This window comes from Kitasatospora sp. NPDC097605 (assembly GCF_040302725.1).
GTDB lineage: Bacteria > Actinomycetota > Actinomycetes > Streptomycetales > Streptomycetaceae > Kitasatospora.
Map to the genome: position 1 here is coordinate 81353 of NZ_JBEOSF010000015.1, position 20409 is coordinate 101761.

Genomic DNA, 20409 nt, shown 5'->3' on the forward strand with positions numbered 1-20409 from the left:
CCGGGGCCCCGCCCGCGGGGGACGCGCTCAGCCCGAGCCGATCACGTCCCGCACCTCCGCGAAGTGGCAGGCCGACTCGTGCGCGGCCGGCCCGCTCAGCGCCGACGGCACGGCCAGCAGCGGGACTTCGCTCGCGCAGCGCTCCTCCGCCTTCCAGCACCGGGTGCGGAAGCGGCAGCCGGAGGGCGGGTTGGCCGGCGAGGGGATGTCACCGCTGAGCAGGATCCGCTCGCGCTGCTCGCGCCCGGTCGGGTCGGGCACCGGCACCGCGGAGAGCAGCGCCTGGGTGTACGGGTGCGTCGGGTGGGAGTAGATCTCCTCCTCCGTCCCGATCTCGACCAGCTTGCCGAGGTACATCACGCCGACCCGGTCGGAGATGTGCCGGACGATCGAGAGGTCGTGCGCGATGAACATGTAGGAGAGCTGGAACTCGTTCTGCAGCTGCTCCAGCAGGTTGATCACCTGCGCCTGCACCGAGACGTCCAGCGCGGAGACCGGCTCGTCGCAGATGATGACCTCCGGCTTGAGCGCGAGGCCGCGGGCGATGCCGATGCGCTGGCGCTGGCCGCCGGAGAACTGGTGCGGATAGCGGTTGATGTACTCCGGGTTCAGGCCGACGACGTCCAGCAGGTCCTGGACGGCCTTGCGTCGGTCACCCTTCGGCGCCACCTCGGGGTGGATCTCGAAGGGCTCGCCGATGATGTCGCCGACCGTCATCCGCGGGTTGAGCGAGGTGTACGGGTCCTGGAACACCATCTGGATGTTGCGGCGCACCGCCTTCAGCCCGGCCCCGGAGAGCCGGGTGATGTCCTCGCCCTTGAACAGCACCTGGCCGGCGGTGGCCCGCTCCAGGTTCATCAGCACCTTGGCCAGCGTCGACTTGCCGCAGCCGGACTCGCCGACGATGCCGAGCGTCTCGCCCTTCCCCAGCTCGAAGGAGACGCCGTCCACCGCCCGGACCGCGCCGACCTGCCTCTTGAAGACGATGCCCTGGGTCAGCGGGTAGTGCTTGACCAGGTCCTTCACCTCCAGGATGGGCTCAGCCATGGAGGGTCTCCTTCCAGAAGTGGCACGCGCTGCGGCGGCCCGGCAGATCGGCCCCCTGCTCGTCCAGCACCGGGACCAGGCGCGGGAGTTCGGTGCGGCAGACGTCCTGGGCCCGGTCGCAGCGCGGGTTGAACGCGCAGCCGTCCGGGATCCGCAGCAGGCTCGGCGGCAGGCCCTGGATCGCGTAGAGGTTCTGGCCCTTCTGGTCCAGCCGGGGGATCGAGTTGAGCAGCCCGCGGGTGTACGGGTGGGCCGGGCGCGCGTACAGCTCGTGCACCGGCGCCGTCTCCACGATCCGGCCGGCGTACATCACCGCGATCTTGTCCGCGACGTCGGCGACCACGCCGAGGTCGTGGGTGATCAGGATCAGGCCCATGTTGAACTCGGCCTGGAGCTCGGCGAGCAGGTCCATCACCTGGGCCTGCACGGTGACGTCCAGCGCGGTGGTGGGCTCGTCCGCGATGATCAGGTCCGGCTCCAGCGCCAGCGCCATGGCGATCATGATGCGCTGGCGCATCCCCCCGGAGAACTGGTGCGGATAGTCGCCGACCCGCTGCCTGGCGGCGGGGATGCGCACCCGCTCCATCAGCTCGACGGCCTTCTCCTTGGCCTCCTTGCGGCTCGCCCCCTGGTGCACCCGGAACATCTCGCCCAGCTGGTAGCCGACGCTGAGCACCGGGTTCAGCGAGGAGAGCGCGTCCTGGAAGATCATCGCGATCTTGCGCCCGCGCACCGCCCGCCGGGCCTTGGGGCTCATGGTGAGCAGGTCCTCGCCCCGGAACCGGATCGAGCCGGCGGTGATCCGCCCCGGCGGCATGTCCAGGATGCCCATGATCGCCTGCGCGGTCACCGACTTGCCGGAGCCGGACTCGCCGAGCACCGCCAGCGTCTCCCCCGCCGACACCGAGTAGCTCACCCCGTTGACGGCCTTGGCGACGCCGTCCCGGGTGTGGAACTCGATGTGCAGGTCGTCGACCTCCAGCAGCGGCGTCCCGGGCACCAGGCTCTCCCGGCGCGCGCCGATCACCTCCACCGTGTCCCGGCCCGGGCCCGGGCCGTCCTTCGCCGGTTTGGTCATGTCAGTCATGGTCCGCGGCCCTCCTCAGCGCAGCTTCGGGTCGAGGGCGTCGCGCACCGCGTCGCCGAGCATGATGAAGGCCAGCACGGTGACGCTCAGCACGGCGGCCGGGAAGAGCAGGACGTGCGGGGCGTTCAGGAAGCGGGCCTGGGCGTCGCTGATCATCAGGCCCCAGGAGATCGCCGGGGACTGGATGCCGATGCCCAGGTAGGACAGCGCGGCCTCGGCACCGATGTAGACGCCCAGGTTGATGGTGGAGACCACGATCACCGGGGCGACGGCGTTCGGCAGGATGTGCCGGCCGACGATCCGCCCGGTTCCGGCGCCCAGCGCGCGGGCCGCCACCACGTAGTCGTTGTGCTTGTTGGCGAGCACCGCCGAGCGCATCAGCCGGTAGATCTGCGGCCAGCCGAGCACGGCCATCACCGCGGAGACCGTCCAGGCGTTGCCCTTGCCCCAGGTCGACATGATCAGCATGCCGCCGAGCAGCAGCGGGATGGCGAAGAAGATCTCGGTGACGCGGGAGAGCACGCTGTCCCCGAGGCCGCCGATCCAGCCGGCCCACAGGCCCAGGAGGCCGCCGGTCAGCACCACCAGGGTGGTGGTCACCAGGCCGACGATGATCGAGTTGCGGGCGCCCCAGACGGTGCGGGTGTAGATGTCGCAGCCCTGGACGTCGAAGCCGAACCAGTGGTCGCCGCTGGGCCGCTTCAGCGAGTCGGCCAGGTTGCAGAAGCCTCCGGACCGCGGGTCCGCGTCCGTGAACAGCCCGGGGACGACGGCGAGCACCACCATGAACAGCACCAGGAACCCGCCGATCAGGAACAGCGGGTTGCGGCGCAGGTCCGCCCAGGCGTCGCTCCAGAGACTGGCGACCCGCTCGGCGTCCTTGCCGCCCCTGCCGCCCTTGCCGCTGCCGCGCTGCCCGGGGATCGCCCCGCTCACGTTCTCGCTCTTCGTCGGCTCACTCATAGCGGATCCTCGGGTCCAGGACGGCGTACAGCAGGTCGACCACCAGGTTGGCGAACAGGTAGACCATCACCAGGGCGCTCACGATGCCCACGACGATGGTGCGTTCCCGCAGGTAGACGGACTGGAAGAGCTGGTGTCCGACGCCCGGGATGTTGAAGATGCCCTCGGTGATCACCGCGCCGCCCATGAGGCCGCCGAGGTCCATGCCCAGGAAGGTGACGATCGGGATCAGCGCGTTGCGCAGCCCGTGCCGGACCACCACCCGCAGCGGGCTGAGGCCCTTGGCGACCGCCGTCCGCACGTAGTCCGCCCGCATGACCTCGATCAGGCTGGTCCTGGTGAGCCGGGCCACGTACGCCAGCGAGGTCGAGGCGAGGACGTAGCCGGGCAGCAGATAGGACCGGAACCCGGCGTCCTCGTTGAAGGAGACCGGGAAGAAGTCGATGCCGTAGTCGGTGTTGAGCTTCACCCCGAGGAGCAGCTGGAGCACGAAGCCGATCACGAAGACCGGGATCGAGATGACCATCAGGGTCGAGATCAGCACCACGTTGTCGATGAACTTGCCGCGCCGCAGGGCGGCGACCACGCCGGCGGTGACACCCACCACCATCTCGATGGCCAGCGCGGTGAGCGCCAGGTTGATGGTGTACGGGAAGGCCCGCCGCATCACGTCGACGACCTGGTTGCCGCGGTAGTCCTCACCGAAGTCGCCCTTGAACAGGCCGGTCAGGTAGTCCCAGTACTGGATGAAGAACGGGTCGTCCAGGTGGTACCGGTCCCGGAGGACCTGGACGACGGCGGGGTCCTGCCGCTTCTCGCCGGCCAGTGCCGTGATGGGGTCGCCAGGCAGCAGGAAGACCAGTGCGTAGATCAGGAAAGTCGCGCCGAGGATCACAGGTATGGCCTGGATGATCCGGCGGACCACATAGCGGCCCATGCGGTCTCCTCGTGGTGGGGGCACGCCGGAGCCGGGCGGTGCGGGGGTTTCCCGCGCCGCCCGTCAGGACGCGCCGGTCGGGCTGGGGGACGGTCAGGCCAGCTCGACGTTGGCCAGGTCGATGCGGTTCTGGGCGTCGACGACCACGTTCTTGACGGTCTTCGTGTAGGCGGCCGAGGTCATGTAGGTGTAGACCGGGATGTACGGCAGGTCCTTGATCAGGATGTCGTCGGCCTGCTGGTACAGCTTCTGGCCCTCGTCCAGGCTCTTCGCCTGGTCGGCCTGGGCGAGCACGGACTCGAACTGCTCGTTGACGTAGCCGCCGTAGTTGGAGCCGTTCTCGATCGCGACCTTGGAGAAGATCGGCCGCAGGTAGTTCTCCATCGACGGGTAGTCCATCTGCCACGCCATCCGGAAGGCGCCGGAGAACTGCTTGTCGCCCAGCGCGTCCAGGATCTTGCCGAACTTCTCGAAGGGCTTGAAGGTGACCTCGACGCCGAGGTTGTTCTTCAGCTGGTTGCCGACGGCCTCGATCCACTCCTTGTGGCCGCCGTCGGCGTTGTAGCCCAGCTCGATGGTGTTGTTCGGGACACCGCCGGCCTGGGTGAAGAGCTGCTTGGCCTTGGCCGGGTCGTACTTCGCCGCGTCGCCCATGGCGCCCTTGCGGTAGCCCGGGATGATCGGGCTGATGAAGTCGTCGGCCGGGATGCGGGTGCCCGAGAAGATGGTCCTGGTGATCGCCTCGCGGTCGATCGCCATCGAGATCGCCTTGCGGATCTCCGGCTTGCCGTACGCGGCCGGGTTGGTGGCGATCGGGAAGCCGATGAAGCCGACGCCCGACTCCGGCTTGTAGATGTAGCGGTCGCCGAACTCGCTCTTGACCGTGCCCATGGCCGAGATCGGGAGCTTGTTGGTGATCTGGATGTTGTTGGCCCGCAGGTCGTTGTAGGCCGTTTCCAGCTTGTCGTAAATCTTGAACGTGACGGAATCCAGCTTGGCCTTTCCGGCCGACTCCGGGAATTTCTCGTAGCGCTTGATCGTGATCTTCTCGTTGTGCTGCCACTTCCCGTCCATCTGGAACGGGCCGTTGCCGATCGGGGCGTCCTCGAAGGACTTCTGGTCCTGGAAGAAGGCCTTAGGCAGCGGGTAGAAGGCGGTGTAGCCCAGCATGATCTTGAACTGCGAGAACGGCGCACTGAGGGTGACCGTGAAGGTCTTGTCGTCGACGACCTTGAGGCCCTTGAGCTTGTCGGTGGCCGGCTTCTTGTCCTTGCCCGGGGAGAGCTCCTCGGCGCCCTCGATCTTGGAGAAGAACGGCAGGCCCTCGGCCGCGTTGTCCTGGTTGGCGCCCCAGTTCCAGGCGTCGACGAAGGACTGCGCGGTGACCGGCTCGCCGTTGTGGAAGGTGAAGCCGTCCTTGAGCTTGATGGTCCAGACCTTGCTGTCCGGGGAGTCGATCGACTCGGCGACGCGCAGCTTCGGCTCGTTGGTCTGCCGGTCGTACTCCACCAGGCCGGCGAACAGCTGCGCGAGCACCTGGGCGCCTTCCGACTCCGCGGTGTTCTGCGGGATCAGCCCGTGCTGCGGCTCACCCGACTGGATGCTGATCGAGCCGCCCTTCTTGCCCGACCCGTTCGCCCCTTCCGAGGACTTCTTGTCGCTGCCGGTGCTGCAGGCGGAGATCGCGAGCGCCGTGCACGCCGCCAGCGCGGTCCAGCGCATCGTCTTGGTGAGCCTCATTCAACTGCTCCTCGATTTAGGGGCTTACGAACGAACGGCGCCCCACCACCCGGTGTGCCGGGCAGGGCGGGGGTCGACATCTCAGGGCCGATCCGCACAGCTGGCGAGGTGACCACTGATACGCGCAGAGCAACTATCGATCAACCGACCCCTTCGGCGGAATCGCCATCACATCTCTTTTCAATTACAGGCCGGGACCAACCCGTGACAATACTCGGCAAATTCCGCCATATCACGCCCGGAATCATTCGCTCCGCTTTCCGAATAGCGAACCGAAAACTCCGGTATTCGAATCTTTACGAAGCGTAATGATCTATTTCGGCGGACGGCCGGTGCGGCCCGGTGGAATTACCGCAGGTCGACGGGTGGACAAACACGGGAGCGCGCCCTCCGTCAGGAGGACGCGCTCAGCCGACGGGGCCGGGCCCCGGTGTCAAACGCTTTCCGGCCCGCCCCGCTCCCCCGGGCCGTCCCGCTCCGCCTGGTCGCCCTCGGCCTGGTCGCGCTCGGCCGCGAAGTGGCAGGCCGACTCATGGGCGGCCGGCCCGCTCAGCCAGCCCGGCACCGCCAGCAGCGGGACCTCCACCGCGCACCGCTCCTGCGCCTTCCAGCACCGGGTGCGGAAGCGGCAGCCGGAGGGCGGGTTGGCCGGGGAGGGCACATCGCCGGTCAGCACGATCCGGTCCCGGTTCTCCCGCGCCGTCGGGTCGGGCACCGGGACGGCGGAGAGCAGCGCCTGGGTGTACGGATGGGTGGCGTGGTCGTAGATCTCCCGGTCGCTGCCGATCTCGACCAGCTTGCCGAGGTACATCACCCCGACGCGGTCGGAGATGTGCCGGACGATCGAGAGGTCGTGCGCGATGAACATGTACGACAGGTTGAACTCGTTCTGCAGCTGCTCCAGCAGGTTGATCACCTGCGCCTGCACCGAGACGTCCAGCGCGGAGACCGGCTCGTCGCAGATGATGACCTCCGGCTTCAGCGCCAGCCCCCGGGCGATGCCGATGCGCTGGCGCTGGCCGCCGGAGAACTGGTGCGGATAGCGGTTGATGTACTCCGGATTGAGCCCGACCACGTCCAGCAGGTCCTGGACCGCCTTGCGTCGGTCGCCCCTCGGCGCCACCTCCGGATGGATCTCGAAGGGCTCGCCGATGATGTCACCGACCGTCATCCGCGGGTTGAGCGAGGTGTACGGGTCCTGGAACACCATCTGGATGTTGCGGCGCACCGCCTTCAGCCCGGCCCCGGTCAGCCGCGAGATCTCCTCGCCCTTGTAGCGCACCGAGCCGCCGGTGGCCGGCTCCAGGTTCATCAGCACCTTGGCCAGCGTCGACTTGCCGCAGCCCGACTCGCCGACGATGCCCAGCGTCTCGCCCTGCATGAGGTCGAAGGAGACCCCGTCGACCGCCTTCACCGCGCCGACCTGCTTCTTGAACAGCACGCCCCTGGTCAGCGGGAAGTGCTTGACCAGGTCGCGGACTTCGAGGATCGGCTCGCCGCGCGCCACCTCCTGCTCGAAGGCGGCCTCCACCGGCGACTCGACCGCACCGGGCCCGTCAACGGTCATGGAGGGTCTCCTTCCAGAAGAAGCAGGCGCTGCCCCGTCCGGGCAGCTCGGTGCCGTCGTCCTCGGTGACGGGGAACAGCTCCGGCACCTCCTGCCGGCAGATCTCCTGGGCGCGCGGGCAGCGCGGGTTGAACGCGCAGCCCGGCGGGATCCGCAGCAGATTGGGCGGCAGGCCCTTGATCGCGTAGAGCTCCTGGCCCTTCTGGTCCAGGCGCGGGATCGAGTCCAGCAGCCCGCGGGTGTACGGGTGGGCCGGGCGCGCGTACAGCTCGTGCACCGGCGCCGTCTCCACGATCCGGCCGGCGTACATCACCGCGATCTTGTCCGCGACGTCGGCGACCACCCCCAGGTCGTGGGTGATCAGGATCAACCCCATGTTGAACTCGGCCTGGAGTTCCGCGAGCAGGTCCATCACCTGGGCCTGCACGGTGACGTCCAGGGCGGTGGTGGGCTCGTCCGCGATGATCAGGTCCGGCTCCAGCGCCAGCGCCATGGCGATCATGATGCGCTGGCGCATCCCCCCGGAGAACTGGTGCGGATAGTCGTCGACCCGCTCCTTGGCGGCGGGAATGCGCACCCGCTCCATCAGCTCGACGGCCTTCTCCTTGGCCGCCTTGCGCGAGGCGCTGTGGTGGGCGCGGAACATCTCGCCCAGCTGGAATCCCACACTGAGCACCGGGTTGAGCGAGGAGAGCGCGTCCTGGAAGATCATCGCGATCTTCTGCCCGCGCACCTTCCGCCGCGTCTCCTTGTCCATCTTCAGCATGTCCTGGCCCCGGAAGCGGATCTCGCCGCGGGGGATCCGGGCCGGCGGCATGTCCAGGATGCCCATGATCGCCTGCGCGGTCACCGACTTGCCGGAGCCGGACTCGCCGAGCACCGCCAGCGTCTCCCCGGCCCGGACGCTGTAGTTGACCCCGTTGACCGCCCTCGCCACCCCGTCCCGGGTCACGAACTCGACGTGCAGGTCGCGGACGTCGAGCAGCGGACCCTCGTAGGGCGTCTCCCGCCGGGCCCCGCCGGTATCGACTGCTGTGGTCACGATGCGTCCCCTCGCTCAGCGCAGCTTCGGGTCGAGGGCGTCGCGCACCGCGTCGCCCAGCATGATGAAGGCCAGCACGGTGATGGAGAGCGCCGCGGCCGGGAAGAACAGGACGAACGGGGCGGTCCGGATCACCTTCTGGGCGGAGGAGATGTCGATGCCCCAGGAGATGGTCGGGTCCTGCAGGCCGATGCCGAGGAAGCTCAGGGTCGCCTCGGTGGCGATGTAGCCGCCCAGCGCGATGGTCGCCACCACGATCACCGGGGCGACCGCGTTCGGCAGGATGTGCCGGAACATCAGCCGGCCGGTGCCGGCGCCGAGCGCTCTCCCGGCCACCACGAAGTCGGACTGTTTGACCGTCAGCACCGCGCCGCGCATCACCCGGGCGATCTGGGTCCAGCCCAGCACGCCCAGCGCGACGACCACGGTCCACACCGTGCGGGTGGAGAAGGCGTTCAGCAGGACCAGCGCGCCGAGCAGCAGCGGGATGCCGAAGAAGATGTCGATGATCCGGGAGAGCACCGCGTCCACCGTGCCGCCGAAGTAGCCGGCCACCATGCCGGTCAGCCCGCCGAGCACGGTGACCGTGGCGGTCACGAAGATGCCGACGGTGATCGAGGCCCGGGCGCCGTACACCACCCGGGCGTAGATGGAGCGGCCCTGGCCGTCGTAGCCGAACCAGCCCGCGCCGAAGAAGTCCGTCCAGTCCGGGCGCTTGAGGTAGTTGTTGACCAGGTCGGCCTTGCGCGGATCGGCGTCGGTGAACGCCCCGGGGAAGATCGCCATCACGATCAGCAGCAGGATCAGCACCGCCGAGATCAGGAAGATCGGCCGCTTGCGCAGATCGCGCCAGGCGTCGCCCCAGAGGCTGCGGGCCTCTTCCCGCTTCTCCGGGTCGGGCTCGACCAGCGTCTCCTGCTCGACCGCCATGCCCTGCTCGCCGGCGTAGTCCAAGTGGTCCACCCCCGGTTTGGGATGCCGCTCGAAGGATTCCTCGTCGTGGATGTCAGGCATAGCGGATCCTCGGGTCCAGGACCGCGTAGAGCAGGTCGACGACGAGGGAGGCCACCAGGTAGACGATCACCAGCACGGTGACGATGCCGACCACGGTCGGCCCCTCCTTCTGGTTGATCGCCCGGTAGAGGACGTTGCCGACACCCTGCACGTTGAAGATGCCCTCGGTGACGATCGCGCCGCCCATCAGCGCGCCGAGGTCGGTGCCGAGGAAGGTGACCACCGGGATCAGCGAGTTGCGCAGCAGGTGGCGGGTGACGATGGTGCGCCGGGGCAGGCCCTTGGCCACCGCGGTGCGCATGTAGTCGGCCCGCAGGTTCTCGCCGATGGAGGTGCGGGTGAGCCGGGCGACGTACGCGAGCGACAGCGAGCCCAGCACGATCGCCGGGAGGATCAGCTGGGAGAGGTCCCTGGAGTCCTGGACGGTCGGGGTGACCCAGCCCAGGTTGGTCGCGAAGACGGTCTGCGCGATGTACGCCAGGACGAAGACCGGGATGGAGATCACCAGCAGGGTGAGGATCAGCACCAGGGTGTCCTGCACGCTGCCGCGCTTCAGGCCGGAGACCAGGCCCAGCAGCAGTCCGAAGATCATCTCGAAGGCGAAGGCCAGCAGCGCCAGCCGGATGGTCACCGGGAAGGCGTCCGCCATGATGTCCGAGACCGGGCGGCCGGTGAAGCTGGTGCCGAAGTCCCCCTGGAAGAGGTTTCCCATGTAGTGCAGGTACTGCTTCCAGATCGGCTGGTCCAGGTAGTACTTGTGCTTGAGGTTGGCGACCACGGCGGGGTCCGCGGCCTTCTCCCCGAACAGGGCCGCGACCGGGTCGCCCGGCAGCGTGTAGACCATCAGGAAGATCAGCAGCGTGGTGCCGAAGAACACCGGGATCATCTGCAGCACCCGCCGCAGCACGTAACTGCCCATTCGAGCCTCCTTCCTGGAGACGTGGTCGAGTGCCCGGGCCCCGCCCTCCGTGCGGAAGGGGCGGGGCCCGCGCGGAACGACTCGTCAGCCCTTGACCTCGACCTGGGTCCAGGCCGGGTTGCCGAAGGAGTCGAACTTCACGTTCTGGACGTTGGTGGAGTAGCCCGAGTTGGTGCGGTAGTACCAGAGCGGGATGGCCGGCATGCCCTGGGCCAGCACGGCCTCGGCCTGCTGGTAGCCGGTCACGGTGTCGGACACGCTGGGCGCCTCGTCCGCCTGGGTGGCGAGCTGGTCGAACTGCGGGTTGCTGTAGCCGAAGTCGTTGGACGCGGCGCCGGTGCGGTACACGTCGGCGAGGAAGTTGGCGTTCAGCGGGTAGTCCTGGACCCAGCCGGTGCGGAAGGCGCCGTTGATCTGGTGGCCGGTGATCGCCGCACGGGCGGTCTTGAAGTCCGGCTTCGGGTCACCCACGCAGTCCACGCCGGTGTTCTGCCGGATCGAGTTGCAGACCGCGTCGACCCACTCCTTGTGGCCGCCGTCCGCGTTGTAGGTGATGGTCAGCTTGTTGCCGGGGACGCCGCCGCCCTCGGTGATCAGCTGCTTGGCCTTGGCCGGGTCGAAGGTGCAGTTGTCGCCGCACTGGCCGGCCTTGTAGCCCTGGACGCCCTCGGCGACCCAGGCGCTGGCCGGCTTGCGCGAGCCCTGGAGCACCGTCTTGGTGATGGTGTCGCGGTCGATCGCCATCGACAGGCCCTGGCGGACCTTCGCCTTCTCCGGGGCCGCCCAGTCGGCCTGGTAGAGCGTGAAGCCGATGTTCTGGATGGCGCCCTGCGGGGCGTCGATCGCCCGGTCGCCCAGGTCGCTCTTGTAGGTGGCCAGCGCCGAGGGCGGCACCTGGTCGATCACGTCCAGGTTGTTGGACTGCAGGTCGGCGTACGCGGCCTCGGCCGTGCTGTACATCTTGAAGACGATGCCGCCGTTCTTCGGCTTGTCCACGCCCTGGTAGTCCGGGAAGGCCTTGGTGACCACCTGCTGGTTGTGGTCCCAGCTGACGAACTGGTAGGCGCCGTTGCCGACCGGCTTCTGCCCGTATCCGGCGGGGTCGCTGTAGAAGCCGTCCGGCAGCGGGGAGAAGGCGATGTAGCCGAGCTTGTACTCGAAGTAGGAGACCTTGCTGCTCAGCTTCACGGTGAAGTGCAGGTCGTCCGTGACGGTCAGCCCGGACATCTTGGCCGCGGTCGGCTGGCCGCCGGCCGGGTGGACGTCCTGGTAGCCCTCGATGTCGGAGAACCAGGAGCTGTTGATCTGGTTGTTGGTGCTGGTCGCCGCCCAGTTCCAGGCGTCCACGAAGTTCTTGGCGTGCACCGGGGTGCCGTCGTGGAACTTCCAGCCGTCCTTCAGCGTGACGGTGAAGGTCTGCGAGTCGCTCGTGTCGATCGTGTCCGCGACCTGCATCCGGAGCTTCGCGGTCTCGGGGTCGTAGTCGACCAGCCCCTTGAAGAGGTTCTGCAGGATGCGCCCGCCACCGGTCTCGTTGGCGTTGGCCGGCTGCAGCGCGTTCTGCGGCTCGCTGCTCTGGTAACTGAAGGTCTTGCTGCTGTCCGACGAGCCGCTGCTGCCGCCCTCGTCGCTGCTGCTACTGCATCCGCCGGCCACCAGGGCCACGGACGTCGCTGCGGCGAGGACCCATCGAGCACGGGTGGCCACGGGCATGGAGGTCCCTCCTCAAGGTGTGTGACGCATCACACCCCATGAGAAGCGCGGCCGCGTGGCGGCGCGAGCTGGGGACCCCCGGACGGGTGCACCTGCCGGGGCGGCGGTTGACGCCCCGGCAGACCGGCCGCGCGAACGCCGGAGGGGCCCGTGCCGCGAACGGCGACGGGCCCCTCCGGGCGGGAACGGGCGACCGGTCAGGCCGCGGCCGTCTCCCGGACGGCGGCGAAGTGGCACGCCGACTGGTGCTTGGCCGCACCGCTCAGCACCTCGGGCACCGCGAGCAGCGGGACCTCGGTCGAGCAGCGCTCCTCCGCCTTCCAGCACCGGGTGCGGAAGCGGCAGCCGGACGGCGGGTTGGCCGGCGAGGGGATGTCACCGGTCAGGATGATCCGGTCGCGGTTCGCGCGCGCCTCCGGGTCCGGCACCGGCACCGCGGAGAGCAGCGCCTGGGTGTACGGGTGGGTGGCGTTCTCGTAGATCTCCTCGTCCGTGCCGATCTCGACCAGCTTGCCGAGGTACATCACGCCGACGCGGTCGGAGATGTGCCGGACGATCGAGAGGTCGTGGGCGATGAACATGTAGGAGAGCTCGAAGTCGTTCTGGAGCTGCTCCAGCAGGTTGATCACCTGGGCCTGGACGGACACGTCGAGCGCGGAGACCGGCTCGTCGCAGATGATGATCTCGGGCTTGAGCGCGAGGCCGCGGGCGATGCCGATGCGCTGGCGCTGGCCGCCGGAGAACTGGTGCGGGTACCGGTTGATGTACTCCGGGTTCAGGCCGACGACGTCCAGCAGGTCCTGGACGGCCTTGCGGCGGTCGCCCTTGGGAGCCACCTCGGGGTGGATCTCGAAGGGCTCGCCGATGATGTCGCCGACCGTCATGCGCGGGTTGAGCGAGGTGTACGGGTCCTGGAACACCATCTGGATGTTCCGGCGGACGGCCTTGAGGGCCGCGCCGGTCAGCTTGGAGATGTCCTCGCCCTTGAACAGGACCTGGCCGGCGGTGGCCCGCTCCAGGTTCATCAGCACCTTGGCCAGCGTCGACTTGCCACAGCCGGACTCGCCGACGATGCCGAGCGTCTCGCCCTTCCCCAGCTCGAAGGAGACGCCGTCGACGGCCTTGACGGCGCCGACCTGCTTCTTGAACAGGATGCCCTGGGTCAGCGGGTAGTGCTTGACCAGGTCCTTGACCTCCAGGATGGGCTCAGCCATGGAGGGTCTCCTTCCAGAGGTGGCACGCGCTGCGGCGGCCGGTGAGCTCCTTGCCGTCCTTGTCGGTCACCTGGTGCAGCTTCGGGATCTCCGTGCGGCACAGGTCGGTGGCGACGTCACAGCGGGGGTTGAACGCGCAGCCGGCCGGGACCTTCAGCAGGTTCGGGGGCAGGCCCTTGATCGCGTACAGCTCCTGGCCCTTCTGGTCCAGGCGCGGGATGGAGCGGAGCAGGCCCTTGGTGTAGGGGTGGGCCGGGCGCGCGTACAGGTCGTGCACCGGGGCGGTCTCGACGATCCGGCCGGCGTACATCACGGCGATCTTGTCCGCGACGTCGGCGACCACGCCGAGGTCGTGGGTGATCAGGATCAGGCCCATGTTGTACTCGTCCTGCAGCTCGGCGAGCAGGTCCATCACCTGGGCCTGGACGGTGACGTCCAGGGCGGTGGTGGGCTCGTCGGCGATGATCAGGTCGGGCTCCATGGAGAGCGCCATGGCGATCATGATGCGCTGGCGCATACCGCCGGAGAACTGGTGCGGGTAGTCGCCGACGCGCTGCCTGGCGGCGGGGATGCGCACCCGCTCCATCAGCTCGATGGCCTTCTCCCGGGCCTCCTTCTTGGAGGCGCCGCGGTGCACCCGGAACATCTCGCCGAGCTGGGCGCCGACGGTCATCACCGGGTTCAGCGAGGAGAGCGCGTCCTGGAAGATCATCGCGATCTTCTGGCCGCGGATCTGCCGGCGCTCCTCCTCCTTCATGGCGAGCATGTCCTGCCCGCGGAAGAGGATCTGGCCCTGGCTGATCTTGCCGGGCGGCATGTCGAGGATGCCCATGATGGTCTGGGCGGTCACCGACTTGCCGGAGCCGGACTCGCCGAGAACCGCCAGGGTCTCACCGGCGGCCACGGAGTAGTTGACGCCGTTCACGGCCTTCGCGACGCCGTCCCGGGTGTGGAACTCCACGTGGAGGTCCTTGACCTCCAGCAGCGGGGTGCCAACCTCCAGGCGGCCGCTCTTCTGGTTCTTCTCGATCACGGTGGTCATCGGGTCGTCACCTCTTCTCTCAGCGGAGCTTCGGGTCGAGGGCGTCGCGGACCGCGTCGCCGAGCATGATGAAGGCCAGCACGGTGACGCTCAGCACGGCGGCCGGGAAGAGCAGGACGTGCGGGGCGTTCAGGAACCGGGGCTGGGCGTCGCTGATCATCAGGCCCCAGGAGATCTGCGGCGGCTGGACGCCGATGCCCAGGTAGGACAGCGCGGCCTCGGCACCGATGTAGACACCCAGGGAGATCGCGGCGACGACGATGACCGGCGCGATGGCGTTCGGCAGGATGTGCCGGAAGGTGATCCGGCCGGAGCCGGCGCCCAGCGCGCGGGCCGCCATCACGTAGTCGTTGTTCTTGTTGGCCAGCACCGAGGCGCGCATGATGCGGAAGATCTGCGGCCAGCCGAGGACGGCCATGACCAGCGAGACGGTGTAGGCGTTGCCGGTGCCGAGCATCGACATGATCAGCATGCCGCCGAGCAGCAGCGGGATCGAGAAGAAGATCTCGGTGAAGCGGGACAGGATCGAGTCGACGATCCCGCCCTTCCAGCCGGCCAGCAGGCCGAGCAGGGAGCCCACCACGGTGACCGTGAGGGTGGTCAGCACGCCGACGGTGACCGAGTTGCGGGCGCCCCAGACGGTGCGGGTGTAGATGTCGCAGCCCTGGACGTCGAAGCCGAACCAGTGCTCGGCGCTCGGCCGCTGCAGCGAGTTGGCCAGGTCGCAGGCACCGCCCTCGAACGGGCTGCCGTCGGTGAACAGCTGGGGCACCGCGGAGATGACCAGCAGGCAGAACACCAGCACCGCGCCGATGATGAAGACGGGGTTGCGGCGCAGGTCGCGCAGCGCGTCCGACCAGAGGCTCGCGACGCGCTCGGGCTTCTGGGCCTTCGCCGCGCCCTTGGCGCCGTTGTCGTCGGAGGGGGCCTCGGGGCCCTTGGTGATGGTGTCACTCATAGCGGATCCTCGGGTCGAGCACGGCGTACAGCAGGTCCACGAGCAGGGTGGTGATCAGGTAGATCAGCACCAGCAGCGTCACGACGCCGACGATGATCGTGCCCTGCTTCTGGTACACGGACTGGGCGAGCAGGCCGCCGATGCCGTGGATGTTGAAGATCCGCTCGGTGATGACCGCACCGCCCATGAGACCGCCGAGGTCGGCGCCCAGGAAGGTGACGATCGGGATCAGCGCGTTGCGCAGCGCGTGGCGGCCGATCACCCGGCGCCGCTTCAGGCCCTTGGCGACCGCGGTGCGGACGTAGTCCGCGCGCATGGTCTCCATCAGGCTGGTGCGGGTCAGGCGGGCGACGTACGCCAGCGACATCGAGGCGAGGACGAAGGCCGGAAGCAGGTACGCCCGGAGCCCGTCCTCCTCGTTGAAGGACACCGAGAAGATCTCGATGCCGTAGTCGTTCTTCAGCTTGACGCCGAGCACGAGCTGCAGCACGAAGCCGGTGACGAAGACCGGGATCGAGATGACCAGCAGCGTGCTGATGAGGACCAGCTGGTCCAGGAACTTCCCCTTGCGCAGGGCCGCCATGACACCGGCCGCGACACCCACGACCGCCTCGATGACGAAGGCCACCAGGGCGAGGTTGACGGTGTACGGGAAGGCGTCCCCGATCATTTCGCTCACCGAGCGACCGGTCAGGCTCTCTCCCAGGTCGCCCTGGAAGACACCGGTGATGTAGTTCCAGTACTGAACGAGGAACGGGTCGTTCAGGTGGTACTTCTCGCGGATCATGTCCGCGACGACCGGGTCGGCTCGCTTCTCGCCGGCCAGCGCCTGCACCGGATCACCGGGCAGGTAGTGGACCAACGCGTAGATCAGCAGCGTCGCGCCGATAAGGACAGGGATCGCCTGTATCAGTCGGCGGATCACATAGCGGCCCATTAGACCTCCACACTTTCGGACAAGGAAGGGAGGCGGGGGGAGCCGGACTGTGGTCCGGTCTCCACCCGCCCCCTAACGTCTGCGTCTCAGATCAGCCGGCGAGCTCGACCTCGTCCAGGTTCATGCGACCCTGGGCGTCGGTGTCGAAGTTCTTGATCTTCTTGGAGTACGCGGCGGAGGACATGTAGGTGTAGACCGGGATGTAGGGGAGGTCCTGGATCAGGACGTCATCGGCCTGCTGGTACAGCTTCAGGCCCTCCTCCGGGGACTTCGCCTGGTCGGCCTGGTCCAGCAGCGTCTCGAACTGCTCGTTGACGTAACCGCCGTAGTTCGAGCCGTTCTCGATCGCGACCTTGGAGAAGATCGGGCGCTCGTAGTTCTCGATCGACGGGTAGTCCATCGACCACGCCATGCGGAAGGCACCGGAGTACTGCTTCTCGCCCAGCGCGTCCAGGATCTTGCCGAACTTCTCGAACGGCTTGGTGGTGACCTCGACGCCGAGGTTCTTCTTCAGCTGGTTGGCGACGGCCTCGATCCACTCCTTGTGGCCGCCGTCGGCGTTGTAGCCCAGCTCGATGGTGTTGTTCGGGACACCGCCGGCGGTGTCGAACAGCTGCTTGGCCTTGGCCGGGTCGTACTTCGCCGCGTCGCCCATGGCGCCCTTGCGGTAGCCCGGGATCAGCGGGTTGATGAAGTCGTCGGCCGGGACACGGGTGCCCGAGAAGATGGTCTTGGTGATCGACTCCCGGTCGATCGCCATCGAGATCGCCTTGCGGATCTCGGGCTTGCCGTAGGCGGCCGGGTTGGTGGAGATCGGGAAGCCGATGTAGCCGACGCCCGACTCCGGCTTGTAGATGTAGCGGTCGCCGAACTCGCCCTTGACGGTGCCCATGGCCGAGATCGGGAGCTTGTCGGTGGCCTGGATGTTGTCGGCGCGCAGGTCGTTGTACGCGGTGTCCAGGTTGTCGTAGATCTTGAAGGTGACGCCCTGCAGCTTCGCCTTGCCGTCAGCGGCCGGGAAGTTGTCGAAGCGCTTGACCTTGATCTGCTTGTTGTGCTCCCACTTGCCGTCCATCTGGAACGGGCCGTTGCCGATGGGGGCGTCCTCGAAGGACTTCTGGTCCTGGAAGAAGGCCTTCGGCAGCGGGTAGAAGGCGTTGTAGCCCAGCATGGTCTTGAACTGGGAGAACGGGTTGGTCAGGGTGACGGTGAAGGTCTTGTCGTCGACGACCTGCAGGCCCTTGAGCTTGTCGGCGGTCGGCTTCTTGTCCTTGCCCGGGGCGAGGTCGGCGGAGCCGTCGATCTTGGCGAAGAACGGCAGGCCCTCGGCCGCGTTCTCCTGGTTGGCGCCCCAGTTCCAGGCGTCCACGAAGGACTGGGCGGTGACCTTCTCACCGTTGTGGAAGGTGTAGCCGTCCTTGAGCTTGATCGTCCAGACCTTGCTGTCCGGGGACTCGATCGACTCGGCGACGCGCAGCTTCGGCTCGTTGGTCTTGTTGTCGTACTCGACCAGGCCGGCGAACAGCGCGTTCAGGACCTCGGCACCCTCGGACTCCGCGGTGTTCTGCGGGACCAGGCCGTGCTGCGGCTCACCGAGCTGAACGGCGATCGAGCCGCCGCCACTGGCGGCCTTGTCGTCGCTCTTCGAGCTGGTGCTGCAGGCGGTCGCCGCGAGGGCGATCGCGGTCGCCGCGACGATCCACTTGGTCTGGGTTGCACCACGCATGGGGGGATGCCTCCTGAATTCGACTTTCCAACGAGGAGAGCACCGCGGGCGGGTTGATCCGGTCCGCCGTGCCGTCCGCGCTCGTGGTTTCGGCGCGCACCCCTGCGCGTTCACCCTTGACCCGAGCCTGACTGCACCCACTATGTGTCACGCACGGACACGAAAGTGACCACTGCCGATCTCAATTAGGTCACATGAACGGTCGGTAAGTTTCGAAAATCGGACATATGAGACATACTCAGACAGGCATCAACCGGACAGTCGTCATGAATGACGGACTGTCACGTTCGCTCAGCGGACACCTTGGCGTGATAGGCGCTATTCCGTTTATACGCGCGTCGACAGCGTGGAGTAGTTGAAAAAGTTCGCCCCCCTCTCCATCGGAAAGGGGGGCGAACGTTTCCGGCCAAAGCACCGCCGGGACGGCTCAGAACGCGGTGATTCAGGCCTTCTTGGCGCGCGACGCGGTACGGCCGCGGTCCTTCTGGTCCAGGACGACCTTACGGATGCGAACCGTCTCCGGGGTCACCTCGATGCACTCGTCCTCGCGGCAGAACTCCAGCGACTGCTCCAGCGAGAGCTTGCGCGGCGGGACGATCGACTCGGCCACGTCGGCGGTCGAGGACCGCATGTTGGTGAGCTTCTTCTCCTTGGTGATGTTGACGTCCATGTCGTCGGAGCGCGAGTTCTCGCCGACGATCATGCCCTCGTACACCTCGGTGCCCGGCTCGCAGAAGAGCACGCCGCGCTCCTGCAGGTTGGTCATCGCGAAGGCGGTGACCACGCCGGCGCGGTCGGCGACCAGCGAGCCGTTGTTGCGGGTGGTCAGCTGGCCGAACCACGGCTCGTGGCCCTCGTGGATCGAGTGCGCGATGCCGGTGCCGCGGGTGTTGGTGAGGAACTCGGTCCGGAAGCCGATCAGACCGCGGGACGGGACGACGAACTCCATCCGGACCCAGCCCGAGCCGTGGTTGGACATGTTGTCCATCCGGCCCTTGCGGATGCCCATCAGCTGGGTGACGGCGCCCATGTGCTCCTCGGGCACGTCCACGGTCAGGCGCTCGACCGGCTCGTGGGTCTTGCCGTTGACCTCCTTGGTGACCACCTGCGGCTTGCCGACGGTCAGCTCGAAGCCCTCGCGGCGCATGGTCTCGATCAGGATGGCCAGCGCCAGCTCACCGCGGCCCTGCACCTCCCAGGCGTCCGGGCGCTCGGTGTCCAGGACGCGCAGCGAGACGTTACCGATCAGCTCGCGGTCCAGGCGGTCCTTCACCTGGCGGGCGGTGACCTTGCGGTCGACCTTGCCGCCGGACTTGGCGTCCGCGCCCTTGCCGCTGCCGCCCCGGCCGACCAGCGGCGAGGTGTTGGTGCCGATGGTCATCGAGATGGCCGGCTCGTCCACCGTGATCAGCGGCAGCGCGATCGGGTTCTCGGGGTCGGCGAGGGTCTCGCCGATCATGATGTCGGCGATGCCGGCGACGGCGCAGATGTCACCGGGGCCCGCCACCTCGGCCGGCTTGCGGGTGAGCGCCTCGGTCATCAGCAGCTCGGAGATGCGGACGTTCGAGATGGAGCCGTCGCGCTTGATCCAGGCCACCGTCTGGCCCTTGCGCAGCTCGCCCTGCTCGACGCGGAGCAGCGCGATGCGGCCGAGGAAGTTGTCGGCGTCCAGGTTGGTGACGTGCGCCTGCAGCGGGGCCTCGGCGTCGTAGGTCGGGGCCGGGACGTGCTCCAGGATGGTGGAGAAGAACGGCTCCAGGTTGTCGCTGTCGGCCGGAACGGTGCCGTTCTCCGGCTTGGTCAGCGAGGCGACGCCGTCACGGGCGCAGGCGTAGACGATCGGGAACTCGATCTGGTCCTCGTCCGCGTCCAGGTCGAGGAACAGGTCGTAGGTCTCGTTGATGACCTCGTCGATCCGGGCGTCCGGACGGTCGGTCTTGTTGATGCAGAGGATGACGGGCAGCCGCGCGGTGAGCGCCTTGCGGAGCACGAAGCGGGTCTGCGGCAGCGGGCCCTCGGAGGCGTCGACCAGCAGGACGACCGCGTCCACCATCGACAGACCGCGCTCGACCTCGCCACCGAAGTCGGCGTGGCCCGGGGTGTCGATGATGTTGATGGTGATCGGCGCGCCACCGTCCTTCGGGTGGTACTTGACCGCGGTGTTCTTCGCGAGAATGGTGATGCCCTTCTCACGCTCCAGGTCGTTGGAGTCCATCATCCGGTCGTCCAGCTGCTGGTGGGCGGCGAAGGCACCGGCCTGCTTGAGCATGGCGTCGACCAGGGTGGTCTTGCCGTGGTCGACGTGGGCGACGATGGCGACGTTACGGATGTCGTTGCGCGTGGGCATGCCTAGCGGATTCTCCTGGAATCGTGGGTTACGGCGCCCGGCTGCGTGACGCGCACTTGCGACCCCTACGGCCGCCACCACCCGTTCCGCCTGCTACTACCGGTCCACCCGCCGGGCAGGACATGCCACGGCTTCCTCCTATCGTACGGGGAACCG

Annotated in this window: 16 protein-coding genes; all 16 read right to left on the bottom strand. The window is 67.8% G+C overall.

Features of this window, described 5'->3' with window-relative positions:
* Positions 1 to 27 precede the first annotated feature (27 nt).
* The 16 genes from ABTX81_RS18845 to typA all read right to left on the bottom strand — a co-directional run bounded on the left by ABTX81_RS18845 (position 28) and on the right by typA (position 20253).
* Positions 28 to 1047, bottom strand: coding sequence for an ABC transporter ATP-binding protein (locus tag ABTX81_RS18845; protein ID WP_350546837.1), 1020 nt, complete (start codon positions 1045 to 1047; stop codon positions 28 to 30).
* Positions 1040 to 2125: an ABC transporter ATP-binding protein gene (locus ABTX81_RS18850; protein WP_350546840.1), complete on the bottom strand. Its 1086-nt coding sequence runs from the start codon at positions 2123 to 2125 to the stop codon at positions 1040 to 1042. Before ABTX81_RS18850 ends, ABTX81_RS18845 begins: the two co-directional genes overlap by 8 nt.
* 24 nt (positions 2126 to 2149) lie before the next feature.
* On the bottom strand, positions 2150 to 3097 hold the full coding sequence (locus ABTX81_RS18855; protein ID WP_350546843.1) for an ABC transporter permease: 948 nt from the start codon (positions 3095 to 3097) through the stop codon (positions 2150 to 2152).
* Positions 3090 to 4034, bottom strand: a complete 945-nt coding sequence (locus ABTX81_RS18860; RefSeq protein WP_350546846.1) for an ABC transporter permease — start codon at positions 4032 to 4034, stop codon at positions 3090 to 3092. Before ABTX81_RS18860 ends, ABTX81_RS18855 begins: the two co-directional genes overlap by 8 nt.
* Before the next feature lie 93 nt (positions 4035 to 4127).
* A complete protein-coding gene (locus ABTX81_RS18865; protein WP_350546848.1) occupies positions 4128 to 5774 on the bottom strand; it encodes a peptide ABC transporter substrate-binding protein in 1647 nt (548 codons plus the stop codon).
* 433 nt (positions 5775 to 6207) lie between these two features.
* Positions 6208 to 7341 (bottom strand): ABC transporter ATP-binding protein, encoded by a 1134-nt coding sequence (locus ABTX81_RS18870; RefSeq protein WP_350546850.1) that lies wholly within the window; start codon positions 7339 to 7341, stop codon positions 6208 to 6210.
* On the bottom strand, positions 7331 to 8383 hold the full coding sequence (locus ABTX81_RS18875) for an ABC transporter ATP-binding protein (RefSeq protein ID WP_350546853.1): 1053 nt from the start codon (positions 8381 to 8383) through the stop codon (positions 7331 to 7333). Before ABTX81_RS18875 ends, ABTX81_RS18870 begins: the two co-directional genes overlap by 11 nt.
* 15 nt (positions 8384 to 8398) lie before the next feature.
* On the bottom strand, positions 8399 to 9313 hold the full coding sequence (locus ABTX81_RS18880; RefSeq protein WP_350547073.1) for an ABC transporter permease: 915 nt from the start codon (positions 9311 to 9313) through the stop codon (positions 8399 to 8401).
* Between the two features lie 76 nt (positions 9314 to 9389).
* A complete protein-coding gene (locus ABTX81_RS18885; RefSeq protein WP_350546856.1) occupies positions 9390 to 10316 on the bottom strand; it encodes an ABC transporter permease in 927 nt (308 codons plus the stop codon).
* 84 nt (positions 10317 to 10400) lie between these two features.
* The gene (locus tag ABTX81_RS18890) at positions 10401 to 12029 is read right to left on the bottom strand and encodes a peptide ABC transporter substrate-binding protein (protein WP_350546858.1); all 1629 of its coding nucleotides are present in this window, start codon (positions 12027 to 12029) and stop codon (positions 10401 to 10403) included.
* 197 nt (positions 12030 to 12226) lie between these two features.
* Positions 12227 to 13243 (bottom strand): ABC transporter ATP-binding protein, encoded by a 1017-nt coding sequence (locus ABTX81_RS18895; RefSeq protein ID WP_350546860.1) that lies wholly within the window; start codon positions 13241 to 13243, stop codon positions 12227 to 12229.
* Positions 13236 to 14285 (bottom strand): ABC transporter ATP-binding protein, encoded by a 1050-nt coding sequence (locus ABTX81_RS18900; RefSeq protein ID WP_350546862.1) that lies wholly within the window; start codon positions 14283 to 14285, stop codon positions 13236 to 13238. Before ABTX81_RS18900 ends, ABTX81_RS18895 begins: the two co-directional genes overlap by 8 nt.
* A gap of 19 nt (positions 14286 to 14304) precedes the next feature.
* A complete protein-coding gene (locus tag ABTX81_RS18905; RefSeq protein ID WP_350546864.1) occupies positions 14305 to 15243 on the bottom strand; it encodes an ABC transporter permease in 939 nt (312 codons plus the stop codon).
* Positions 15236 to 16180 (bottom strand): ABC transporter permease, encoded by a 945-nt coding sequence (locus tag ABTX81_RS18910; RefSeq protein WP_350546867.1) that lies wholly within the window; start codon positions 16178 to 16180, stop codon positions 15236 to 15238. Before ABTX81_RS18910 ends, ABTX81_RS18905 begins: the two co-directional genes overlap by 8 nt.
* A gap of 91 nt (positions 16181 to 16271) precedes the next feature.
* On the bottom strand, positions 16272 to 17906 hold the full coding sequence (locus tag ABTX81_RS18915; protein WP_350546869.1) for a peptide ABC transporter substrate-binding protein: 1635 nt from the start codon (positions 17904 to 17906) through the stop codon (positions 16272 to 16274).
* 442 nt (positions 17907 to 18348) lie between these two features.
* Positions 18349 to 20253 carry a translational GTPase TypA gene (gene typA, locus ABTX81_RS18920; protein WP_350546871.1) on the bottom strand — a complete coding sequence of 635 codons (1905 nt, stop codon included), beginning with the start codon at positions 20251 to 20253 and terminating at the stop codon, positions 18349 to 18351.
* Between the last annotated feature and the right edge of the window lie 156 nt (positions 20254 to 20409).

Bases quoted from the DNA above. Each gene is read 5' to 3' on its own strand.
- ABTX81_RS18845 (WP_350546837.1), bottom strand. From the start codon at position 1,047: ATGGCTGAGCCCATCCTGGAGGTGAAGGACCTGGTCAAGCACTACCCG.
- ABTX81_RS18850 (WP_350546840.1), bottom strand. From the start codon at position 2,125: ATGACCAAACCGGCGAAGGACGGCCCGGGCCCGGGCCGGGACACGGTG.
- ABTX81_RS18855 (WP_350546843.1), bottom strand. From the start codon at position 3,097: ATGAGTGAGCCGACGAAGAGCGAGAACGTGAGCGGGGCGATCCCCGGG.
- ABTX81_RS18860 (WP_350546846.1), bottom strand. From the start codon at position 4,034: ATGGGCCGCTATGTGGTCCGCCGGATCATCCAGGCCATACCTGTGATC.
- ABTX81_RS18865 (WP_350546848.1), bottom strand. From the start codon at position 5,774: ATGAGGCTCACCAAGACGATGCGCTGGACCGCGCTGGCGGCGTGCACG.
- ABTX81_RS18870 (WP_350546850.1), bottom strand. From the start codon at position 7,341: ATGACCGTTGACGGGCCCGGTGCGGTCGAGTCGCCGGTGGAGGCCGCC.
- ABTX81_RS18880 (WP_350547073.1), bottom strand. From the start codon at position 9,313: ATGGCGGTCGAGCAGGAGACGCTGGTCGAGCCCGACCCGGAGAAGCGG.
- ABTX81_RS18885 (WP_350546856.1), bottom strand. From the start codon at position 10,316: ATGGGCAGTTACGTGCTGCGGCGGGTGCTGCAGATGATCCCGGTGTTC.
- ABTX81_RS18890 (WP_350546858.1), bottom strand. From the start codon at position 12,029: ATGCCCGTGGCCACCCGTGCTCGATGGGTCCTCGCCGCAGCGACGTCC.
- ABTX81_RS18895 (WP_350546860.1), bottom strand. From the start codon at position 13,243: ATGGCTGAGCCCATCCTGGAGGTCAAGGACCTGGTCAAGCACTACCCG.
- ABTX81_RS18900 (WP_350546862.1), bottom strand. From the start codon at position 14,285: ATGACCACCGTGATCGAGAAGAACCAGAAGAGCGGCCGCCTGGAGGTT.
- ABTX81_RS18905 (WP_350546864.1), bottom strand. From the start codon at position 15,243: ATGAGTGACACCATCACCAAGGGCCCCGAGGCCCCCTCCGACGACAAC.
- ABTX81_RS18910 (WP_350546867.1), bottom strand. From the start codon at position 16,180: ATGGGCCGCTATGTGATCCGCCGACTGATACAGGCGATCCCTGTCCTT.
- ABTX81_RS18915 (WP_350546869.1), bottom strand. From the start codon at position 17,906: ATGCGTGGTGCAACCCAGACCAAGTGGATCGTCGCGGCGACCGCGATC.
- typA (WP_350546871.1), bottom strand. From the start codon at position 20,253: ATGCCCACGCGCAACGACATCCGTAACGTCGCCATCGTCGCCCACGTC.